Genomic DNA, 18,517 nt, shown 5'->3' on the forward strand with positions numbered 1-18,517 from the left:
GAATCAGCCTTGTTTTTTGGATACAGTTTCAGCGATGTGCGCCGGAGCTGTGTTGTATTTTTTGAATTCCATAGAGTAGCTTGCGCGACCCTGGGACATGGAGCGAACGTCGGTCGCATAACCGAACATCTCACCCAACGGAACCTCGGCGCGAATCACTTTGCCGGAAACCGTGTCTTCCATACCCAAGATCATGCCGCGACGACGGTTAAGGTCGCCCATGACATCACCCATATAGTCTTCAGGTGTAACAACTTCTACCGCCATGATTGGCTCAAGCAACTCACCACCGCCCTTCTGGGCCAGTTGCTTGGTTGCCATGGAAGCAGCCACCTTAAACGCCATCTCGTTGGAGTCGACGTCGTGGTAAGAACCGTCAAAAACGGTTGCTTTCAGGCCGATCAGCGGATAGCCGGCAACAACACCGTTCTTCATCTGCTCTTCGATACCCTTCTGGATAGCAGGGATGTATTCCTTAGGAACAACACCACCTACTACTTCGTTCACGAATTGCAGACCTTCCTGACCTTCGTCAGCAGGAGCAAAACGGATCCAGCAGTGACCGAACTGACCACGACCGCCGGACTGACGAACGAACTTGCCTTCGATTTCGCAATTCTTCGTGATGCGCTCACGATAGGAAACCTGAGGCTTACCGATGTTGGCTTCGACGTTGAACTCACGGCGCATCCGGTCAACCAGGATGTCCAGGTGAAGCTCGCCCATGCCAGAGATGATCGTTTGACCAGTCTCTTCATCAGTCTTGACGCGGAAAGATGGATCTTCCTGAGCAAGTTTGCCCAGAGCGATACCCATTTTTTCCTGGTCATCCTTGGTCTTAGGCTCTACGGCAACCGAAATAACCGGCTCCGGGAAGTCCATCCGAACCAGGATGATTGGCTTGGCAGCGTCGCACAAAGTCTCACCAGTGGTGACGTCCTTCATGCCGATCAGGGCCGCGATGTCACCAGCGCGCACTTCCTTGATCTCTTCACGGGCGTTTGCGTGCATTTGCACCATACGACCCACGCGCTCTTTCTTGCCTTTAACCGAGTTGATCACGCCGTCGCCGGAGGCCAACACGCCCGAGTAAACGCGGACGAAGGTCAAAGTACCCACGAATGGGTCGGTTGCGATCTTGAACGCCAAAGCCGAGAACGGCTCGCTGTCATCGGCGTGACGCTCCATCTCTTCTTCCTCGTTATCCGGGTTGGTACCCTTGATAGCAGGAATGTCGGTTGGAGCCGGCAGGTAGTCGATAACGGCGTCGAGAACCAGGGGAACACCCTTGTTCTTGAAGGAAGAACCACAAACAGCCAAGACGATCTCACCAGCGATAGTACGCTGACGCAGAGCAGCCTTGATTTCCACGTTGGTGAGTTCTTCACCTTCGAGGTACTTGTTCATCAGCTCTTCGTTGGCTTCGGCAGCAGCCTCAACCATGTTGTTACGCCACTCGTCAGCCAGTTCCTGCAGCTCTGCAGGGATAGGCTTGCGAACAGGAACCATACCTTTGTCGGAATCATTCCAGTAGACCGCTTCCATGTTGATCAGATCGATCTGACCCTGGAAGTTGTCTTCGGAACCGATAGCCAATTGGATTGGCACCGGGGTGTGACCCAGACGCTGCTTGATCTGACCGATCACGCGCAGGAAGTTGGCGCCAGCACGGTCCATCTTGTTTACGTAAACAAGACGTGGAACACCGTACTTGTTGGCTTGACGCCATACGGTTTCCGATTGCGGCTCAACACCCGAGGTACCGCAGAACACAACGACAGCGCCGTCGAGTACGCGCAGGGAACGTTCAACTTCAATGGTGAAGTCTACGTGGCCCGGGGTATCGATTACGTTGAAACGGTGCTCGTCTTTGTACTGCTTCTCGGAACCTTTCCAGAAGGCGGTAATAGCAGCAGAAGTAATGGTAATACCACGCTCCTGCTCCTGAACCATCCAGTCTGTGGTCGCGGCGCCGTCATGCACCTCGCCCATTTTGTGACTTTTGCCGGTGTAAAACAGTACGCGCTCAGTGGTGGTGGTTTTACCAGCATCCACGTGAGCAACGATACCGATGTTACGGTAGCGGCTAATCGGAGTAGTACGAGCCATAAAGCCCTCGCAAAATTAGTGAAGCTAAGATTAGAAGCGGTAGTGCGAGAAAGCTTTGTTAGCTTCAGCCATACGGTGCACGTCTTCACGCTTCTTAACAGCAGCACCTTTACCTTCAGCAGCGTCCAACAGCTCGCCGGCCAAACGCAGAGCCATAGACTTCTCGCCGCGCTTACGGGCGAAGTCTACCAACCAGCGCATTGCCAGAGCGTTACGACGGGACGGGCGAACTTCGACCGGAACCTGGTAAGTAGCACCGCCTACACGGCGCGACTTCACTTCGACCAGCGGAGCGATGGCGTCGAGAGCTTTCTCGAAGATTTCCAGGGGATCGCTGTTCTTGCGTTCTTTAACCTTTTCCAGCGCGCCATAAACGATACGCTCGGCAACGGCTTTCTTGCCGCTTTCCATCACGTGGTTCATGAACTTGGCCAGGATTTGGCTTCCGTATTTTGGATCGTCAAGCACTTCGCGCTTGGCTGCTACGCGTCTTCTTGGCATGGATAAGCCCTCAAACGGTCTTCAGGTTCGCTCGGAATCGGTGCCCTTTCGGGACGCCTCCGACCTTACTCTTATCGACTCAGAAAATAAGATGATTCAGTGTTACAAAAAGCCGCTACTACTTAGGCTTCTTGGTACCGTACTTCGAACGACCCTGGTTACGACCTTTAACGCCGGAAGTATCCAAGGAGCCGCGTACGGTGTGGTAACGAACACCTGGCAAGTCTTTTACACGACCGCCGCGGATCAGTACCACGCTGTGCTCTTGCAGGTTGTGACCTTCACCACCGATGTACGAGGAAACCTCGAAACCGTTGGTCAGGCGCACACGGCATACTTTACGCAATGCCGAGTTAGGTTTTTTCGGCGTAGTGGTATACACGCGAGTGCATACGCCACGACGTTGCGGGCAGTTCTGCAGCGCAGGTACGTCGGATTTCTCGACGATACGCTTACGCGGCTGACGTACCAGCTGGTTGATAGTTGCCATCTACTAGCTCCACTGTTGTCTTGCGACGCTATTGTCTTGCAAGAAAAGCAAAATGGCAGGAACGAATTCCCGCCAAATTTAGGGGTACAAGAGTCTAAAGAGGATCTTGTCCCCAGTCAAGGCAAGGCCCCGACCTCCCCTCTCATCGAACCGGGACAAAACTGCCTCGATCCGACGAATGGGGGCTGCCAGGGCCCGGTCTTATTTATCGCAGAACTCAGTTACCGCTAGAGTTCAGCGCTTCGGTCAGTGCAGCTTCCACTTCACTGGCGCTTACGCGCAACGGTTTGTCAGCATCACGGCGACGCTTACGCTCGCTGTGGTAAGCCAAACCGGTACCGGCTGGGATCAGACGACCCACAACCACGTTTTCTTTCAGGCCGCGCAGGTAATCGCGCTTGCCGGTTACCGCTGCTTCGGTCAGTACGCGAGTGGTCTCCTGGAAGGAGGCCGCCGAGATGAACGACTCAGTGGACAACGACGCCTTGGTGATACCCAGCAACACGCGAGTGAACTTGGAGACAAATTTGTCTTCCGCGGCCAGACGCTCGTTTTCCACCAGTACGTGAGTCAGTTCCATCTGGTCGCCCTTGATGAAACTGGAATCGCCGGATTCAGCGATTTCAACTTTACGCAGCATCTGACGCAGGATCGTCTCGATGTGCTTATCGTTGATCTTCACGCCTTGCAGGCGGTAAACGTCCTGGATCTCGTTAACGATGTACTTGGCCAGCGCACTCACACCCAGCAGACGCAGGATGTCGTGTGGATCGCTTGGGCCGTCGGAGATAACTTCGCCGCGGTTTACCTGCTCGCCTTCGAAGACGTTGAGGTGACGCCACTTCGGAATCAGCTCTTCGTACGGATCGCTACCGTCGTTCGGTGTAATAACCAGACGGCGCTTGCCTTTGGTTTCCTTACCGAATGCGATGGTACCGCTGACTTCAGCCAGAATCGACGCTTCTTTCGGACGACGCGCTTCGAACAAGTCGGCAACACGCGGCAGACCACCGGTGATGTCACGGGTCTTCGAAGTTTCTTGCGGGATACGCGCGATAACATCACCGATCGCGATCTTCGCACCATCCGCTACACCGACCAGGGCGTTGGCTGGCAGGAAGTACTGAGCGATTACGTCAGTGCCTGGCAGCAACAAGTCCTTGCCGTTGTCATCGACCATCTTCACGGCAGGACGGATGTCTTTACCGGCAGCTGGACGATCTTTCGCATCGAGTACTTCAATGTTGGTCATACCGGTCAATTCGTCAGTCTGACGCTTGATCGTGATGCCTTCTTCCATGCCCACGTAGGTCACGGTACCTTTCATTTCGGTAACGATTGGGTGAGTGTGCGGATCCCACTTGGCCACGATTGCGCCAGCGTCGACCTTGTCACCTTCTTTAACCGAAATCACAGCACCGTACGGCAGCTTGTAACGCTCGCGCTCACGACCGTAGTCATCAGCGATTGCCAGCTCACCGGAACGGGACACAGCAACCAGGTGGCCATCCACTCGCTCAACGTGTTTCAGGTTGTGCAGACGGACAGTACCGCCATTCTTCACCTGAACGCTGTCAGCTGCGGAGGTACGGCTTGCCGCACCACCGATGTGGAACGTACGCATGGTCAGCTGGGTACCCGGCTCACCGATGGACTGGGCAGCGATAACGCCGACCGCTTCACCGATGTTCACCTGGTGACCACGAGCCAAGTCACGGCCGTAGCACTTGGCACAAATGCCGTAGCGGGTTTCGCAGCTGATCGGCGAGCGAACGATCACTTCGTCGATGCTGTTGAGTTCGATGAACTCGACCCACTTCTCGTCTACCAGGGTACCGGCAGGAACGATAACTTCCTCGGTGCCTGGCTTGAATACGTCACGGGCAATCACACGACCCAATACGCGCTCACCCAGCGGCTCTACAACGTCACCGCCTTCAATGTGCGGAGTCATCAGCAGGCCGTGCTCGGTGCCGCAATCGATCTCGGTGACAACCAGATCTTGTGCAACGTCTACCAGACGACGAGTCAGGTAACCGGAGTTAGCGGTTTTCAACGCGGTATCCGCAAGACCCTTACGAGCACCGTGAGTGGAGATGAAGTACTGAAGTACGCTCAAACCTTCACGGAAGTTCGCAGTAATCGGCGTTTCGATGATGGAACCGTCCGGCTTGGCCATCAGGCCACGCATACCGGCGAGCTGACGGATCTGCGCAGCAGAACCCCGTGCGCCCGAGTCGGCCATCATGTACATCGAGTTGAAGGACTCTTGGTCAACTTCGTCGCCGTGACGGTCGATGACTTTCTCTTTCGAGAGGTTGGCCATCATCGCCTTGGAAACTTCGTCGTTCGCCTTCGACCAAAGGTCGATTACCTTGTTGTACTTCTCGCCCTGGGTTACCAGGCCGGAGGCGTACTGGCTTTCGATCTCTTTCACTTCGTCGGTGGCAGCACCGATGATGCGGGCTTTTTCATCCGGGATAACGAAGTCGTTAACACCGATGGAAACGCCGGAAATGGTCGAGTAAGCAAAACCGGTGTACATCAACTGGTCAGCGAAGATCACGGTTTCTTTCAAACCAACCACGCGGTAGCACTGGTTGATCAGCTTGGAGATCGCCTTTTTCTTCATCGGCAGGTTGACGACGTCGTACGACAGGCCTTTTGGTACAACCTGATACAACAGCGCACGGCCGACGGTGGTGTCGACAATACGGGTGTTGGTCACGCTGCCGCCATCACGGTCGTTGACGGTTTCGTTGATCCGCACTTTGACCTTGGCGTGCAGTGCGGCTTCGCCGGCACGGAACACACGGTCAACTTCTTGCAGGTCAGCGAACACACGACCTTCGCCCTTGGCGTTGATCGCTTCACGGGTCATGTAGTACAGACCCAATACAACGTCCTGCGACGGAACGATGATTGGCTCACCGTTGGCTGGCGACAGAATGTTGTTGGTCGACATCATCAACGCGCGCGCTTCCAACTGGGCTTCCAGTGTCAGCGGTACGTGCACGGCCATTTGGTCGCCGTCGAAGTCGGCGTTGTACGCAGCACAGACCAGCGGGTGCAGCTGGATAGCCTTACCTTCGATCAGTACCGGTTCAAACGCCTGGATACCCAGACGGTGAAGGGTCGGTGCACGGTTGAGGAGAACCGGGTGTTCGCGGATCACTTCAGCGAGAACGTCCCAAACCTCTGGCAGTTCGCGCTCGACCATTTTCTTGGCCGCTTTGATGGTGGTCGCGAGACCGCGCATTTCCAGCTTGCCGAAGATGAACGGCTTGAACAGCTCCAGAGCCATCTTCTTAGGCAGACCGCACTGGTGCAGACGCAGGGTCGGGCCTACGGTAATTACCGAACGACCGGAGTAGTCAACACGCTTACCGAGCAAGTTCTGACGGAAACGACCTTGCTTACCCTTGATCATGTCAGCCAGGGATTTCAGAGGACGCTTGTTGGAACCAGTGATAGCGCGGCCACGACGACCGTTGTCGAGCAAGGCGTCGACCGCTTCTTGCAACATACGCTTTTCGTTGCGCACGATGATGTCCGGCGCGGACAGATCGAGCAGGCGCTTCAAGCGGTTGTTACGGTTGATCACGCGGCGGTACAGGTCGTTGAGGTCGGACGTCGCGAAACGACCACCGTCCAACGGTACCAGCGGACGCAGGTCTGGCGGCAGAACCGGCAGAACGGTCAGCACCATCCACTCTGGCAAGTTGCCGGAACCCTGGAAGGCTTCCATCAACTTCAGACGCTTGGACAGCTTCTTGATCTTGGTTTCGGAGTTGGTTTGCGGAATTTCTTCACGCAGACGGCCAATCTCGTGCTCCAGGTCGATAGCGTGCAGCAGTTCGCGGACAGCTTCGGCACCCATGCGGGCATCGAAATCGTCGCCGAACTCTTCCAGCGCTTCGAAATACTGCTCGTCGTTCAGCAGCTGACCTTTTTCAAGGGTGGTCATGCCTGGATCGATAACGACATAGCTCTCGAAGTAGAGAACGCGTTCGATATCACGCAGAGTCATGTCCATCAGCAAGCCGATACGGGACGGCAGCGATTTCAGGAACCAGATATGGGCAACTGGCGAAGCCAGTTCGATGTGCGCCATGCGCTCACGACGAACCTTGGCCAGTGCAACTTCAACGCCGCACTTCTCGCAGATCACACCACGGTGCTTCAAGCGCTTGTACTTACCGCACAGGCACTCGTAATCCTTTACCGGGCCAAAGATCTTGGCGCAGAACAGGCCGTCACGCTCAGGTTTGAACGTACGGTAGTTGATGGTTTCCGGCTTTTTAACTTCACCGAACGACCACGAACGGATCATCTCAGGCGATGCCAATCCAATACGGATGGCGTCGAACTCTTCGACTTGACCCTGGTTTTTCAGCAAATTCAGTAGGTCTTTCAAGGCCTTTCCTCCTGGCGGAGCAGAGAGCGGGCTAAACGGCCCCGCTCTCGATTCGCGTCACGTGTTATTCGGTTTCCAGATCGATATCGATGCCGAGGGAACGAATTTCTTTGATCAACACGTTGAAGGACTCGGGCATGCCCGGCTCCATACGGTGATCGCCGTCCACGATGTTTTTGTACATCTTGGTCCGGCCGTTCACATCGTCCGACTTCACTGTGAGCATTTCTTGCAGAGTGTAAGCAGCACCGTATGCTTCCAGTGCCCAGACCTCCATCTCCCCGAAACGCTGACCACCGAACTGAGCCTTACCACCCAGCGGCTGCTGGGTAACGAGGCTGTACGAACCGGTAGAACGAGCGTGCATCTTGTCGTCTACCAAGTGGTTCAGCTTCAGCATGTACATGTAGCCAACAGTAACCGGGCGCTCGAACTTGTTGCCGGTACGGCCGTCGAACAGCTGCATCTGGCCGCTTTCTGGCAGGTCTGCCAGTTTCAGCATGGCCTTGATTTCGCTTTCCTTGGCACCGTCGAACACCGGGGTAGCCATTGGAACGCCGCCGCGCAGGTTCTTCGCCAGATCCAGGATTTCCTGGTCGGAGAAGGTGTCCAGCTCTTCGTTGCGACCGCCGATCTCGTTGTAGATCTCGTGCAGGAACTTACGCAGGTCTGCGACCTTGCGCTGCTCTTCGATCATACGGTTGATCTTCTCGCCCAGACCTTTGGCCGCGAGGCCCAGGTGGGTTTCAAGGATCTGACCAACGTTCATACGCGAAGGTACGCCCAACGGGTTGAGGACGACGTCGACCGGGGTGCCATTGGCATCGTGCGGCATGTCTTCAACCGGCATGATCACGGAGACCACACCCTTGTTACCGTGACGACCAGCCATCTTGTCGCCCGGCTGGATGCGGCGACGGATTGCCAGGTAAACCTTGACGATTTTCAGCACGCCTGGAGCCAGGTCATCGCCCTGCTGCAGTTTGCGCTTCTTGTCTTCAAACTTGTCGTCCAGCAGACGGCGACGATCAACGATGTAGGCCTGAGCCTTCTCGAGCTGCTCGTTCAGAGCATCTTCAGCCATGCGCAGTTTGAACCACTGGCCGTGCTCAAGACCGTCGAGGATTTCGTCGGTGATGTCCTGACCTTTCTTCAGACCTGCGCCGCCTTCAGCCTTGTGGCCTACCAGGGCGGAACGCAGACGTTCGAAGGTCGCGCCTTCAACGATACGGAACTCTTCGTTCAGGTCCTTGCGGATCTCGTCGAGCTGGGTCTTCTCGATGGACAGTGCACGAGCATCACGCTCAACGCCGTCACGGGTGAAGACCTGTACGTCGATGACAGTACCCTTGGTACCGGTAGGCACACGCAGGGAGGTGTCTTTAACGTCGCTGGCTTTTTCACCGAAGATGGCACGCAGCAGTTTTTCTTCCGGAGTCAGTTGAGTCTCGCCTTTCGGGGTGACCTTACCTACCAGGATGTCGCCTGCGCCTACTTCAGCACCTACGTAAACGATACCGGCTTCGTCCAGCTTGTTCAGTGCAGCTTCACCCACGTTCGGGATGTCTGCAGTGATTTCCTCAGGCCCAAGCTTGGTGTCACGTGCCACACAGGTCAGTTCCTGAATGTGGATCGTGGTGAAGCGGTCTTCTTGAACAACACGCTCGGACAGGCAGATGGAGTCTTCGAAGTTGAAGCCGTTCCATGCCATGAACGCGATACGCATGTTCTGGCCCAGAGCCAGCTCACCCATATCGGTGGACGGGCCATCAGCCATGATGTCGCTGCGCTGAACGCGATCACCCTTGCTCACCAGCGGACGCTGGTTGATGCAGGTGTTCTGGTTCGAGCGGGTGTATTTGGTCAGGTTGTAGATGTCGACACCGGCTTCGCCAGTTTCTACTTCGTCATCGGCAACACGAACCACGATACGGCTGGCATCAACGGAATCGATCACGCCGCCACGACGAGCCACGACGCAAACGCCGGAGTCACGAGCTACGTTACGCTCCATGCCGGTACCTACCAGCGGCTTGTCGGCGCGCAGGGTCGGTACAGCTTGACGCTGCATGTTGGAACCCATCAACGCACGGTTGGCGTCATCGTGCTCCAGGAACGGGATCAGCGACGCTGCAACCGACACTACCTGCTTCGGCGACACGTCCATCAAGGTGACGTCTTCCGGCGCCTTGACGGTGAACTCGTTCAAGTGACGAACAGCTACCAGCTCGTCGACCAGGACTTTCTTGTCGTTCATCGTGGCCGAAGCCTGAGCGATCACGTGATCAGCTTCTTCGATGGCGGACAGGAACACGATCTCGTCGGTGACCAGAGCGTCTTTCACCACGCGGTACGGGCTCTCGAGGAAGCCGTACTGGTTGGTGCGCGCATAAGCGGCCAGGGAGTTGATCAGACCGATGTTCGGACCTTCCGGCGTTTCGATCGGGCAAACACGACCGTAGTGCGTCGGGTGTACGTCACGAACTTCAAAGCCAGCACGCTCACGGGTCAGACCGCCCGGGCCCAGTGCAGATACACGGCGCTTGTGGGTGATCTCGGAGAGCGGGTTGTTCTGGTCCATGAACTGGGAAAGCTGGCTGGAACCGAAGAACTCTTTCACCGCCGCAGCCACTGGCTTGGCGTTGATCAGGTCTTGCGGCATCAGGCCTTCGCTTTCAGCCATCGACAGACGCTCTTTGACCGCACGCTCAACACGTACCAGGCCAACGCGGAACTGGTTCTCGGCCATTTCGCCTACACAGCGAACACGACGGTTACCCAGGTGGTCGATGTCATCGACGATGCCTTTGCCGTTACGGATGTCGACCAGGGTCTTCAGTACCGCGACGATGTCTTCCTTGCACAGCACGCCCGAACCTTCGATCTCGGTACGACCGATACGACGGTTGAACTTCATCCGGCCGACCGCAGACAGGTCATAGCGCTCAGGGCTGAAGAACAGGTTGTTGAACAGGGTTTCGGCAGCGTCTTTGGTTGGTGGCTCACCAGGACGCATCATGCGATAGATCTCGACCAGCGCTTCCAATTGGTTGCTGGTGGAGTCGATCTTCAGCGTGTCGGAAATGAACGGACCGCAGTCGATGTCGTTGGTATACAGGGTCTCGATGCGAACAACCTGAGCCTTGGCGATTTTGGCCAGGATTTCGGTGTTCAACTCGGTGTTGCACTCAGCCAGGATTTCGCCTGTAGCTGGGTGAACGATGACCTTGGCGGTCGTGCGGCCCAGGACGTAGTCCAGAGGCACTTCCAGCTCTTTGATACCGGCTTTTTCGATCTGGTTGATGTGGCGCGCAGTGATACGACGGCCAGCTTCAACAATGACCTTGCCCTTTTCATCCTGAATGTCCAGGACAGCAATTTCACCACGCAGACGCGAAGCAATCAGCTCCAGCTTGAGGGTTTCATCCTTCAGGCTGAATACGTTGGTGGTGTAGAAGGCGTCCAGCACTTGCTCAGTGGTGTAGCCGAGCGCGCGCAGCAGTACCGAGGCCGGCAGCTTGCGACGACGGTCGATACGCACGAACACGCAGTCTTTCGGATCGAACTCGAAGTCCAACCACGAACCACGGTACGGAATGATCCGCGCGGAGTACAGGAGCTTACCAGAGCTGTGCGTCTTGCCGCGGTCGTGGTCGAAGAACACGCCCGGGGAACGGTGCAGCTGGGAAACGATCACACGCTCGGTACCGTTGATAACGAAGGTACCGTTCTCAGTCATCAGTGGGATTTCGCCCATGTAGACTTCTTGCTCTTTGATGTCCTTGATCGCTTTGTTCGACGATTCTTTGTCGAAAATGATCAGACGGACTTTTACCCGCAAAGGTACGGCGTACGTAACACCGCGCAACACGCATTCTTTGACATCAAATGCCGGTTCGCCCAGGCGATAACCGACGTACTCCAGCGCAGCATTGCCGGAGTAGCTGATGATCGGGAAAACGGATTTGAAGGCCGCATGCAGGCCCACGTCGCGGAACTGATCTTTGGTCGCTCCCGCCTGCAAGAATTCACGATACGAATCCAGCTGGATAGCCAGAAGGTACGGGACATCCATGACGTCCGGCAACTTGCTAAAGTCCTTGCGGATACGTTTTTTCTCAGTATATGAGTAAGCCATCAGCGTTCCCCAGCTTGGTCACCTGCTTGTTTGGCCCCCCCGACGGGAGCAGCCAGAAAATCTCGCAAACCCCATGGTTTGCACCACCGCATCGGGTGGCTACAGCGCGTTAATGGCGGCGACCGAGTCGTCAGCCAAGAACGGAAAAAGGCCGGTGGCAAGAGCCACCAGCCATCAGCCTTCAGCTTAACGCTTGGGCTGGAGACGCAAGGTCGATGCTTACTTCAGCTCGACTTTAGCGCCTGCTTCTTCCAGTGCTGCTTTGGCTTTGTCAGCTGCGTCTTTGGTAACAGCTTCCAGAACCTGGGCAGGAGCGCCGTCAACTACAGCCTTGGCTTCTTTCAGGCCCAGACCGGTCAGTTCACGTACTGCCTTGATCACGTTTACTTTCTTCTCGCCAGCTTCCAGCAGCATGACGTTGAATTCGGTTTGCTCTTCAGCAGCAACAGCAGCAACAGCTGGGCCAGCGGAAGCAGCGGCAGCGGAAACGCCGAATTTTTCTTCGAAAGCTTTGATCAGCTCAACAACCTGCAGAACCGACATTTCAGCTACGGCGTTGAGGATATCGTCTTGGGAGATAGACATTGCTGTATTTCCTGAATTGGGGGACGGCCTACTCGGCCATCGAAATAAACAAAAATACGCGAGAGAAGTCGCTCAGCCTTAGGCTGCGGCAGCTTCTTTTTGCTCGCGAACTGCGGCCAGAGTACGAGCCAGCTTGCTGGTAGCGCCTTGAATCACGCTCATCAGCTGCGAAATGGCTTCGTCGCGGGTCGGCAGTGTTGCCAGTACGTCGATTTGGTTAGCTGCGAGGAACTTGCCCTCGAACGCAGCTGCCTTGATCTCGAACTTTTCCTGACTCTTGGCGAATTCTTTGAACAAACGGGCAGCAGCGCCTGGATGTTCTTTGGAGAACGCGATCAGAGTCGGGCCGGTGAACACGTCGTTGAGGACACTGTATTCAGTGTCAGCAACAGCGCGCTTGAGCAGGGTGTTACGTACAACACGTACGTATACGCCAGCTTCACGAGCCTCTTTACGGAGTCCGGTCATAGCGCCTACTGTCACACCACGGGCATCAGCCACGACAGCGGACAGAGCAGCTTTGGCAGCCTCGTTGACTTCAGCGACGATGGCCTTCTTGTCTTCGAGATTAATTGCCACGGGTTTAACTCCTGCTTGTTACCGTTTCATCTGGCCGGAGCCGGATGTCGTTTTGGTGTCTGATTCGGTAAGGAACCGGGAGCACCATCTGCGTAGGCTTGTGGTTTAAGACTTGCGCCGCCTACGGTCTTGGATAGCCCCCGCCAGGCAGGGACCCCAATTTTTTCAATTGGCGCGATCGCTCGCGCCAATCTGTGTCTTATACGTCCAGCGAACCTTGGTCGATGACCAGACCTGGGCCCATAGTGGTGCTCAGGGTAACGCGCTTGACGTAGATACCTTTCGAGGAAGCTGGCTTGATACGCTTCAGATCAGCGATCAGGGCTTCAACGTTTTCCTTCAGCTTGACGGCGTCGAAGCCGACCTTGCCAACGGAGGTGTGAATGATGCCGTTTTTGTCGGTGCGATAACGAACCTGACCAGCCTTGGCGTTTTTAACCGCGGTGGCTACGTCTGGCGTTACAGTGCCGACTTTAGGGTTAGGCATCAGACCACGTGGACCGAGGATCTGACCCAACTGACCCACAACGCGCATTGCATCCGGGGAAGCAATAACGACGTCGTAGTTCAGGTCGCCGCCTTTCATTTCGGCAGCCAGGTCGTCCATGCCAACGCGATCAGCGCCGGCGGCCAGAGCAGCTTCAGCTGCCGGGCCTTGGGTGAAGACAGCTACACGTACAGTCTTGCCAGTACCGTGTGGCAGCACAGTTGCGCTACGAACGACCTGGTCGGATTTACGTGGGTCAACGCCCAGGTTTACAGCAACGTCAACGGACTCGCTGAACTTGACAGTCGACAGCTCGGTCAGCAGAGCAGCAGCGTCTACAAAATTGTAGGACTTGCCCGCTTCGATTTTGCCGGCGATAGCCTTTTGACGCTTGGTCAGCTTAGCCATTACACACCCTCCACGTTAAGGCCCATGCTACGAGCAGAACCGGCGATGGTACGCACGGCTGCATCCATATCAGCTGCAGTCAGATCCGCGTTTTTGGTTTTCGCGATTTCTTCCAGCTGAGCACGAGTTACGGTGCCAACCTTAACGGTGTTAGGACGAGCGGAACCGCTAGTCAGACCAGCAGCTTTCTTCAGCAGAACCGAAGCCGGGGTCGACTTGGTTTCGAAAGTGAAGCTACGGTCGCTGTATACAGTGATGATCACTGGAGTCGGCAGACCTGGCTCAAGACCCTGAGTACGGGCGTTGAAGGCCTTGCAGAATTCCATGATGTTCACGCCGTGCTGACCCAGAGCTGGACCAACAGGTGGACTTGGGTTGGCCTGAGCGGCCTTCACTTGCAGCTTGATGTAAGCGGTAATCTTCTTGGCCATGAGGCACTCCAATTACGGGTTCAAGCGCCTCGAAAGGCTCCCCGGTTACTTGCGCGTTTATCCCAGTGACGACAAAACCCCACAGCCTAAGGCTGCGGGGTTGGGATGCTTGCTCAGCTAGACCTTCTCGACCTGGCTGAACTCCAGCTCTACCGGAGTAGAGCGACCGAAAATGAGCACCGCCACTTGGATCCGGCTCTTTTCGTAGTTAACTTCTTCGACAGTACCGTTGAAATCAGCAAACGGACCATCTGTGACACGAACAACCTCACCCGGCTCGAACAACGTCTTCGGCTTAGGCTTGTCGCTACCATCAGCAACGCGGCGCAGAATCGCTTCTGCTTCTTTGTCAGTGATAGGAGCAGGCTTATCAGCGGTACCGCCAATGAAACCCATGACACGAGGGGTATCCTTGACCAAGTGCCAAGTACCTTCATTCATGTCCATCTGAACCAGCACATAGCCTGGGAAGAACTTGCGTTCACTCTTGCGCTTCTGGCCATTCCGCATTTCAACCACTTCTTCAGTGGGAACCAGAATTTCGCCGAAACCATCTTCCATGCCTGCCAGCTTTACGCGCTCTAGCAAAGAGCGCATAACATGCTTCTCGTAACCCGAGTAAGCATGCACAACGTACCAACGCTTAGCCACGGGACACCCTTAGCCAACAATCAAGGAAACAAGCCAGCCGAGCAGGGAATCAAGCCCCCACAACAGCAACGCCATAACCAGAACAACAGCCACAACGATCAACGTGGTCTGCGTGGTTTCTTGGCGAGTCGGCCAAACGACTTTACGAATTTCGGTGCGAGCTTCCTTTACCAGGACCGCGAAAGACTTGCCTTTGGCAGTCTGCAGGCCTACAAAGGCAGCAACAGCAGCAAGAGCAAGCAAAGCGAGCACGCGGTACAGGATCGGCGAAGCAGAATAGTACTGATTGCCAACAACGCCTACGACCACCAAGGCGACTACAGCGAGCCACTTGACCAGATCGAAACGAGAGCTTTGAGCTTCAGCCTTAGGAGTCATCTATGAAGATCCTGTGAAAAGAAAGCCAGATACACCACGTGAATCTGGCAGGTCAGGAGGGAATCGAACCCCCAACCTACGGTTTTGGAGACCGTCGCTCTGCCAATTGAGCTACTGACCTAAAACAAAATCAGGCCGACCATTATGCAGGCCTGAAAAAGACTTTACAACAACCAACCCCACTAGACTTGAAATCACCTAACCATAAGAGCCAGATACACACCAACAAGCCGAGGCAGCTGTTAAAACAAAGGCAGATATTTTCATATCTGCCTTGTCATATGGAGCTCTTGAGCGGATTTGAACCGCTGACCTCACCCTTACCAAGGGTGTGCTCTACCAACTGAGCTACAAGAGCGAAACATCTTGCACAACCTGCAAACTTGGAGCGGGTAGCGGGAATCGAACCCGCATCATCAGCTTGGAAGGCTGAGGTTCTACCACTAAACTATACCCGCGGAGCTTGCAGCTCACGCTAAAAATGGTGGAGGGGGAAGGATTCGAACCTTCGAAGTCGTAGACGTCAGATTTACAGTCTGATCCCTTTGGCCGCTCGGGAACCCCTCCTAAGCGAGCCGGCATTTTACATCACGCCGGCCTTCTGTCAAGCATTTTCTCATTTAAAAATATGAGGTTAGCTGCGTTGACCTTCGCTTCACGCTGTAGGCCTTAAAGGTCTTCACTGCGAAGCGGGCGCCATTCTATGCAAACTATTCGAGAGATGCAACGCCTTCGCACAACATTATTTTATGTTTTAACTCATTGAATTCCTTAGCAAGGTTTTCAAATGGCAGATCCTCAGCCAGGCGTCGGCTTTCAGGCGCTACACGCAGCCAATAGCCGGAAGCATCGACAGTATTCAGCAATTGAACCTTGACCTTTATATCCAGGCTCGTGAGCCGCTGCTCAACGGCCTGCGCCTGTCGCTGGTCCGCAAAGCCACCAATGTACAAACACGTATTTTGCGCATCAGCTGCCTTTGCACGCTCTTTGCGCACTACAACGTCAGAGGATTCGCTGAGCAGTCGGATGTCCTGTTGCGACCCCTTGTAAAGGCTCAGGGGCGTGACATCTTTGGCGCGCAACGGTGCTTCTTGTTGATGCCAAATGTAATAGAAGGCGTTGAGGACGAGTAAAAGCAAAAACAACCAACGCATAATCACCTCAGGACAAAGGGCAAGCCATCGCCAAACCGACAAAAACCAGATCTGGAACGAGTCTGGCCTGCGGGACTGCATCTACCACCAAATCGGCGTCCCCTCCGGTGAGAAAAACAGTGAAATCATCACCCCAGTAGCTTCGCGCCAACTCCAACTGAGTCAGTACGAACCCTCTCAGCATAAGCGTACAACCTCGTTCCACGGCCTCAGCAGTCGTACGACCTGGAGAGAGTCGTTCCATCGCCCTTTCAGCAGCAGCGTCGTCGTAGCGTATCTTGCGTGTATGAGTTCGCAACTGGTTGCGCATGAGCGGCATACCCGGGCAAATGAAACCGCCAAGGTGCTCACCGTCCGCGGCAATAAAATCCGCCGTGGCTGCCGTACCAAAATCAAGCACCAAGCAAGCGCCGCGTGCCAGCTTGAATCCACCGAGCATTGCCAACCAGCGATCAAGGCCCAGACGCTCAAAATCTTCGTAGCCGTTGCGCACTCCTGCCATCTCACGCGCAGGCACAGCACAGGAAACAGCAACCCCGAAAGCCTCATGCAGTGCCTCGACCAGTTTGCTTGTTTCTTCCAGGGCACGAACACTCACCAATCGGCAACGCGTTAGCAACAGTCCGGGAAGCGCCACAAGGCTGTCAATCAATGCCAGGTCTGAACCGACAACCCCTTCCGCCGACGCACGCGTATCACCGACATCAAGCACACGCCACTTGATAAAGCTATTCCCGCAGTCGAGCTCAAGAATCATCACGCAACCTCAGGCTTAGCTCACCACCACTGTATATTTTCTCAACACCATCAACACTCAAGCGCAATGCCCCCTGGTGATCGACCCCCAGTACAACTCCATCAATTTGGTGGACACCCGCAATAAGGGATACCGGACGCCCCTGCCAAGCGTGATTCTGCTCCCACTCTTCTTGAAGCGCGATAAAACCGCCCAGGCGGTGCCGCTCAAGGTAGTCTTGCAACTGCAACCCCAATCGCGCCACCAAAGCGTTACGATCCACCGGAGAGCCTGTCTGTAACTGAAGTGAAGTCCATTGCTGGTCCACATCGTCGGCTCTCTGCATATTCACGTTGATGCCTATTCCAAGGACAACGTGACAGATATCCGCAGGGTCACCGACCAACTCCAGCAAAATGCCGGCAATCTTCTTCTGACCCACCAGAACATCGTTAGGCCATTTCAGCGCTGCCCCCTGCACACCAGACTCGCGCAAGGCCTGCATGACCGCCAAGCCCACAACCAGGCTCAGCCCCTCCAACTGCCGAAGCCCCGACTCGATGCGCAATACGAGGCTGTAATACACATTCTGCGCAAATGGACTCACCCACTTCCGCCCCCTCCGCCCCCGGCCGGCCGTTTGCTGCTCCGCAAGCACTAGAAACGGCGCCTCGCACCCGGCACCAACAAGACGCAAGGCTTCAGCATTTGTGGAGTCAATGGAGTCAGATATATGAATGGGCCACACCAAGGAGGGCGCATTCAGCGCAATATCTTCAGCAGTCAAGAACACCAGCGGTGACGCCAACTGGTACCCCTTCCCTCGCACCTTATGTATGGGCAGATTCAATTCTGCTTCCAGGTGCTGGAGTTGCTTCCAGACAGCACTGCGGCTAACACCAAGGGCGGCGCCCAGCGCTTCCCCCGAGTGGAATCGGCCATCTTTCAGAAGTTTTAACAGCGTCAGCATGCAAATATCGCCTCACAATGAGGCACGCATGATAGCCATGCGCAGGGTCATTGCATAGAAACGCAGGACTTTAGCACTGAAGGTAGCCGAGAAATGGACATCTCTATGCTTTTCGACCGCCCAAAACAAAACCCCTGTCTGCGTTAGCAAACAGGGGTTCTGGAATTTAATCTTGACGATGACCTACTCTCACATGGGGAAACCCCACACTACCATCGGCGATGCATCGTTTCACTGCTGAGTTCGGGATGGGATCAGGTGGTTCCAATGCTCTATGGTCGTCAAGAAATTCGGGTACTGAGTCGTGACCAAATGGCCTCGCTTCAGCAAATTGGGTATGTGACAGATCGGTGTTTTGTGAGATATCGAACTTTCGGTTCGTATCATCTTCACACACCGCAATCTGATGCTCGTTAGAGTAGTCAAATTGCTTGGGTGTTATATGGTCAAGCCTCACGGGCAATTAGTATTGGTTAGCTC

Annotated in this window: 14 protein-coding genes, 4 tRNA genes and 1 rRNA gene; all 19 read right to left on the minus strand. The window is 55.2% G+C overall.

From position 1 onward, the window contains the following. Positions 1-3: 3 nt before the first annotated feature. Positions 4-2,109, minus strand: a complete 2,106-nt coding sequence (gene fusA / locus BMZ57_RS21955; protein WP_033900034.1) for an elongation factor G — start codon at positions 2,107-2,109, stop codon at positions 4-6. Between the two features lie 30 nt (positions 2,110-2,139). Beyond that, positions 2,140-2,610, minus strand: coding sequence for a 30S ribosomal protein S7 (gene rpsG / locus BMZ57_RS21960; RefSeq protein WP_002555493.1), 471 nt, complete (start codon positions 2,608-2,610; stop codon positions 2,140-2,142). A gap of 118 nt (positions 2,611-2,728) precedes the next feature. Continuing rightward, positions 2,729-3,100, minus strand: coding sequence for a 30S ribosomal protein S12 (gene rpsL, locus BMZ57_RS21965; protein ID WP_002555494.1), 372 nt, complete (start codon positions 3,098-3,100; stop codon positions 2,729-2,731). Positions 3,101-3,317: 217 nt separating this feature from the next. After that, positions 3,318-7,517: a DNA-directed RNA polymerase subunit beta' gene (rpoC, locus tag BMZ57_RS21970; protein WP_010206924.1), complete on the minus strand. Its 4,200-nt coding sequence runs from the start codon at positions 7,515-7,517 to the stop codon at positions 3,318-3,320. A gap of 64 nt (positions 7,518-7,581) precedes the next feature. Next, on the minus strand, positions 7,582-11,655 hold the full coding sequence (gene rpoB / locus BMZ57_RS21975; RefSeq protein ID WP_010206926.1) for a DNA-directed RNA polymerase subunit beta: 4,074 nt from the start codon (positions 11,653-11,655) through the stop codon (positions 7,582-7,584). A 219-nt stretch (positions 11,656-11,874) separates the two neighbouring features. Next, the gene (rplL, locus tag BMZ57_RS21980; RefSeq protein ID WP_021492993.1) at positions 11,875-12,240 is read right to left on the minus strand and encodes a 50S ribosomal protein L7/L12; all 366 of its coding nucleotides are present in this window, start codon (positions 12,238-12,240) and stop codon (positions 11,875-11,877) included. A 78-nt stretch (positions 12,241-12,318) separates the two neighbouring features. Then, entirely contained in the window at positions 12,319-12,819 is a 501-nt protein-coding gene (rplJ, locus tag BMZ57_RS21985) for a 50S ribosomal protein L10 (protein WP_010206364.1), read from the minus strand. Between the two features lie 199 nt (positions 12,820-13,018). Continuing rightward, positions 13,019-13,714 carry a 50S ribosomal protein L1 gene (rplA, locus tag BMZ57_RS21990; protein ID WP_003176434.1) on the minus strand — a complete coding sequence of 232 codons (696 nt, stop codon included), beginning with the start codon at positions 13,712-13,714 and terminating at the stop codon, positions 13,019-13,021. Beyond that, a complete protein-coding gene (rplK, locus tag BMZ57_RS21995; protein WP_003176435.1) occupies positions 13,714-14,145 on the minus strand; it encodes a 50S ribosomal protein L11 in 432 nt (143 codons plus the stop codon). The genes rplA and rplK overlap by 1 nt, the downstream gene beginning before the upstream one ends. A 117-nt stretch (positions 14,146-14,262) precedes the next feature. Then, the gene (nusG, locus tag BMZ57_RS22000) at positions 14,263-14,796 is read right to left on the minus strand and encodes a transcription termination/antitermination protein NusG (protein ID WP_003176436.1); all 534 of its coding nucleotides are present in this window, start codon (positions 14,794-14,796) and stop codon (positions 14,263-14,265) included. 9 nt (positions 14,797-14,805) lie between these two features. After that, a complete protein-coding gene (gene secE, locus BMZ57_RS22005; protein ID WP_003194658.1) occupies positions 14,806-15,174 on the minus strand; it encodes a preprotein translocase subunit SecE in 369 nt (122 codons plus the stop codon). Positions 15,175-15,219: 45 nt separating this feature from the next. Then, positions 15,220-15,295 (minus strand) — tRNA-Trp (locus BMZ57_RS22010). 161 nt (positions 15,296-15,456) lie between these two features. Further along, positions 15,457-15,532: transfer RNA gene (locus tag BMZ57_RS22015), tRNA-Thr, on the minus strand. 26 nt (positions 15,533-15,558) lie between these two features. Continuing rightward, positions 15,559-15,632: transfer RNA gene (locus tag BMZ57_RS22020), tRNA-Gly, on the minus strand. Positions 15,633-15,656: 24 nt separating this feature from the next. After that, positions 15,657-15,741: transfer RNA gene (locus tag BMZ57_RS22025), tRNA-Tyr, on the minus strand. A gap of 143 nt (positions 15,742-15,884) precedes the next feature. Further along, positions 15,885-16,331: a hypothetical protein gene (locus tag BMZ57_RS22030; protein ID WP_069673117.1), complete on the minus strand. Its 447-nt coding sequence runs from the start codon at positions 16,329-16,331 to the stop codon at positions 15,885-15,887. 7 nt (positions 16,332-16,338) lie between these two features. Next, entirely contained in the window at positions 16,339-17,088 is a 750-nt protein-coding gene (locus tag BMZ57_RS22035) for a pantothenate kinase (protein ID WP_010206930.1), read from the minus strand. Next, positions 17,078-18,037: a bifunctional biotin--[acetyl-CoA-carboxylase] ligase/biotin operon repressor BirA gene (gene birA / locus BMZ57_RS22040; protein WP_010206931.1), complete on the minus strand. Its 960-nt coding sequence runs from the start codon at positions 18,035-18,037 to the stop codon at positions 17,078-17,080. Before birA ends, BMZ57_RS22035 begins: the two co-directional genes overlap by 11 nt. A gap of 170 nt (positions 18,038-18,207) precedes the next feature. After that, a 5S ribosomal RNA gene (gene rrf / locus BMZ57_RS22045) occupies positions 18,208-18,323 on the minus strand. Positions 18,324-18,517: the final 194 nt, after the last annotated feature.

The sequence above is a fragment of the Pseudomonas simiae genome, from assembly GCF_900111895.1.
Taxonomy (GTDB): domain Bacteria; phylum Pseudomonadota; class Gammaproteobacteria; order Pseudomonadales; family Pseudomonadaceae; genus Aquipseudomonas; species Aquipseudomonas simiae.

Excerpts from the sequence above, each read along its gene's own strand:
- fusA (WP_033900034.1), bottom strand. The coding sequence starts at position 2,109 with ATGGCTCGTACTACTCCGATTAGCCGCTACCGTAACATCGGTATCGTT.
- rpsG (WP_002555493.1), bottom strand. The coding sequence starts at position 2,610 with ATGCCAAGAAGACGCGTAGCAGCCAAGCGCGAAGTGCTTGACGATCCA.
- rpsL (WP_002555494.1), bottom strand. The coding sequence starts at position 3,100 with ATGGCAACTATCAACCAGCTGGTACGTCAGCCGCGTAAGCGTATCGTC.
- rplL (WP_021492993.1), bottom strand. The coding sequence starts at position 12,240 with ATGTCTATCTCCCAAGACGATATCCTCAACGCCGTAGCTGAAATGTCG.
- rplA (WP_003176434.1), bottom strand. The coding sequence starts at position 13,714 with ATGGCTAAGCTGACCAAGCGTCAAAAGGCTATCGCCGGCAAAATCGAA.
- birA (WP_010206931.1), bottom strand. The coding sequence starts at position 18,037 with ATGCTGACGCTGTTAAAACTTCTGAAAGATGGCCGATTCCACTCGGGG.
- secE (WP_003194658.1), bottom strand. The coding sequence starts at position 15,174 with ATGACTCCTAAGGCTGAAGCTCAAAGCTCTCGTTTCGATCTGGTCAAG.
- BMZ57_RS22035 (WP_010206930.1), bottom strand. The coding sequence starts at position 17,088 with ATGATTCTTGAGCTCGACTGCGGGAATAGCTTTATCAAGTGGCGTGTG.
- rpoB (WP_010206926.1), bottom strand. The coding sequence starts at position 11,655 with ATGGCTTACTCATATACTGAGAAAAAACGTATCCGCAAGGACTTTAGC.
- BMZ57_RS22030 (WP_069673117.1), bottom strand. The coding sequence starts at position 16,331 with ATGCGTTGGTTGTTTTTGCTTTTACTCGTCCTCAACGCCTTCTATTAC.
- rplK (WP_003176435.1), bottom strand. The coding sequence starts at position 14,145 with ATGGCCAAGAAGATTACCGCTTACATCAAGCTGCAAGTGAAGGCCGCT.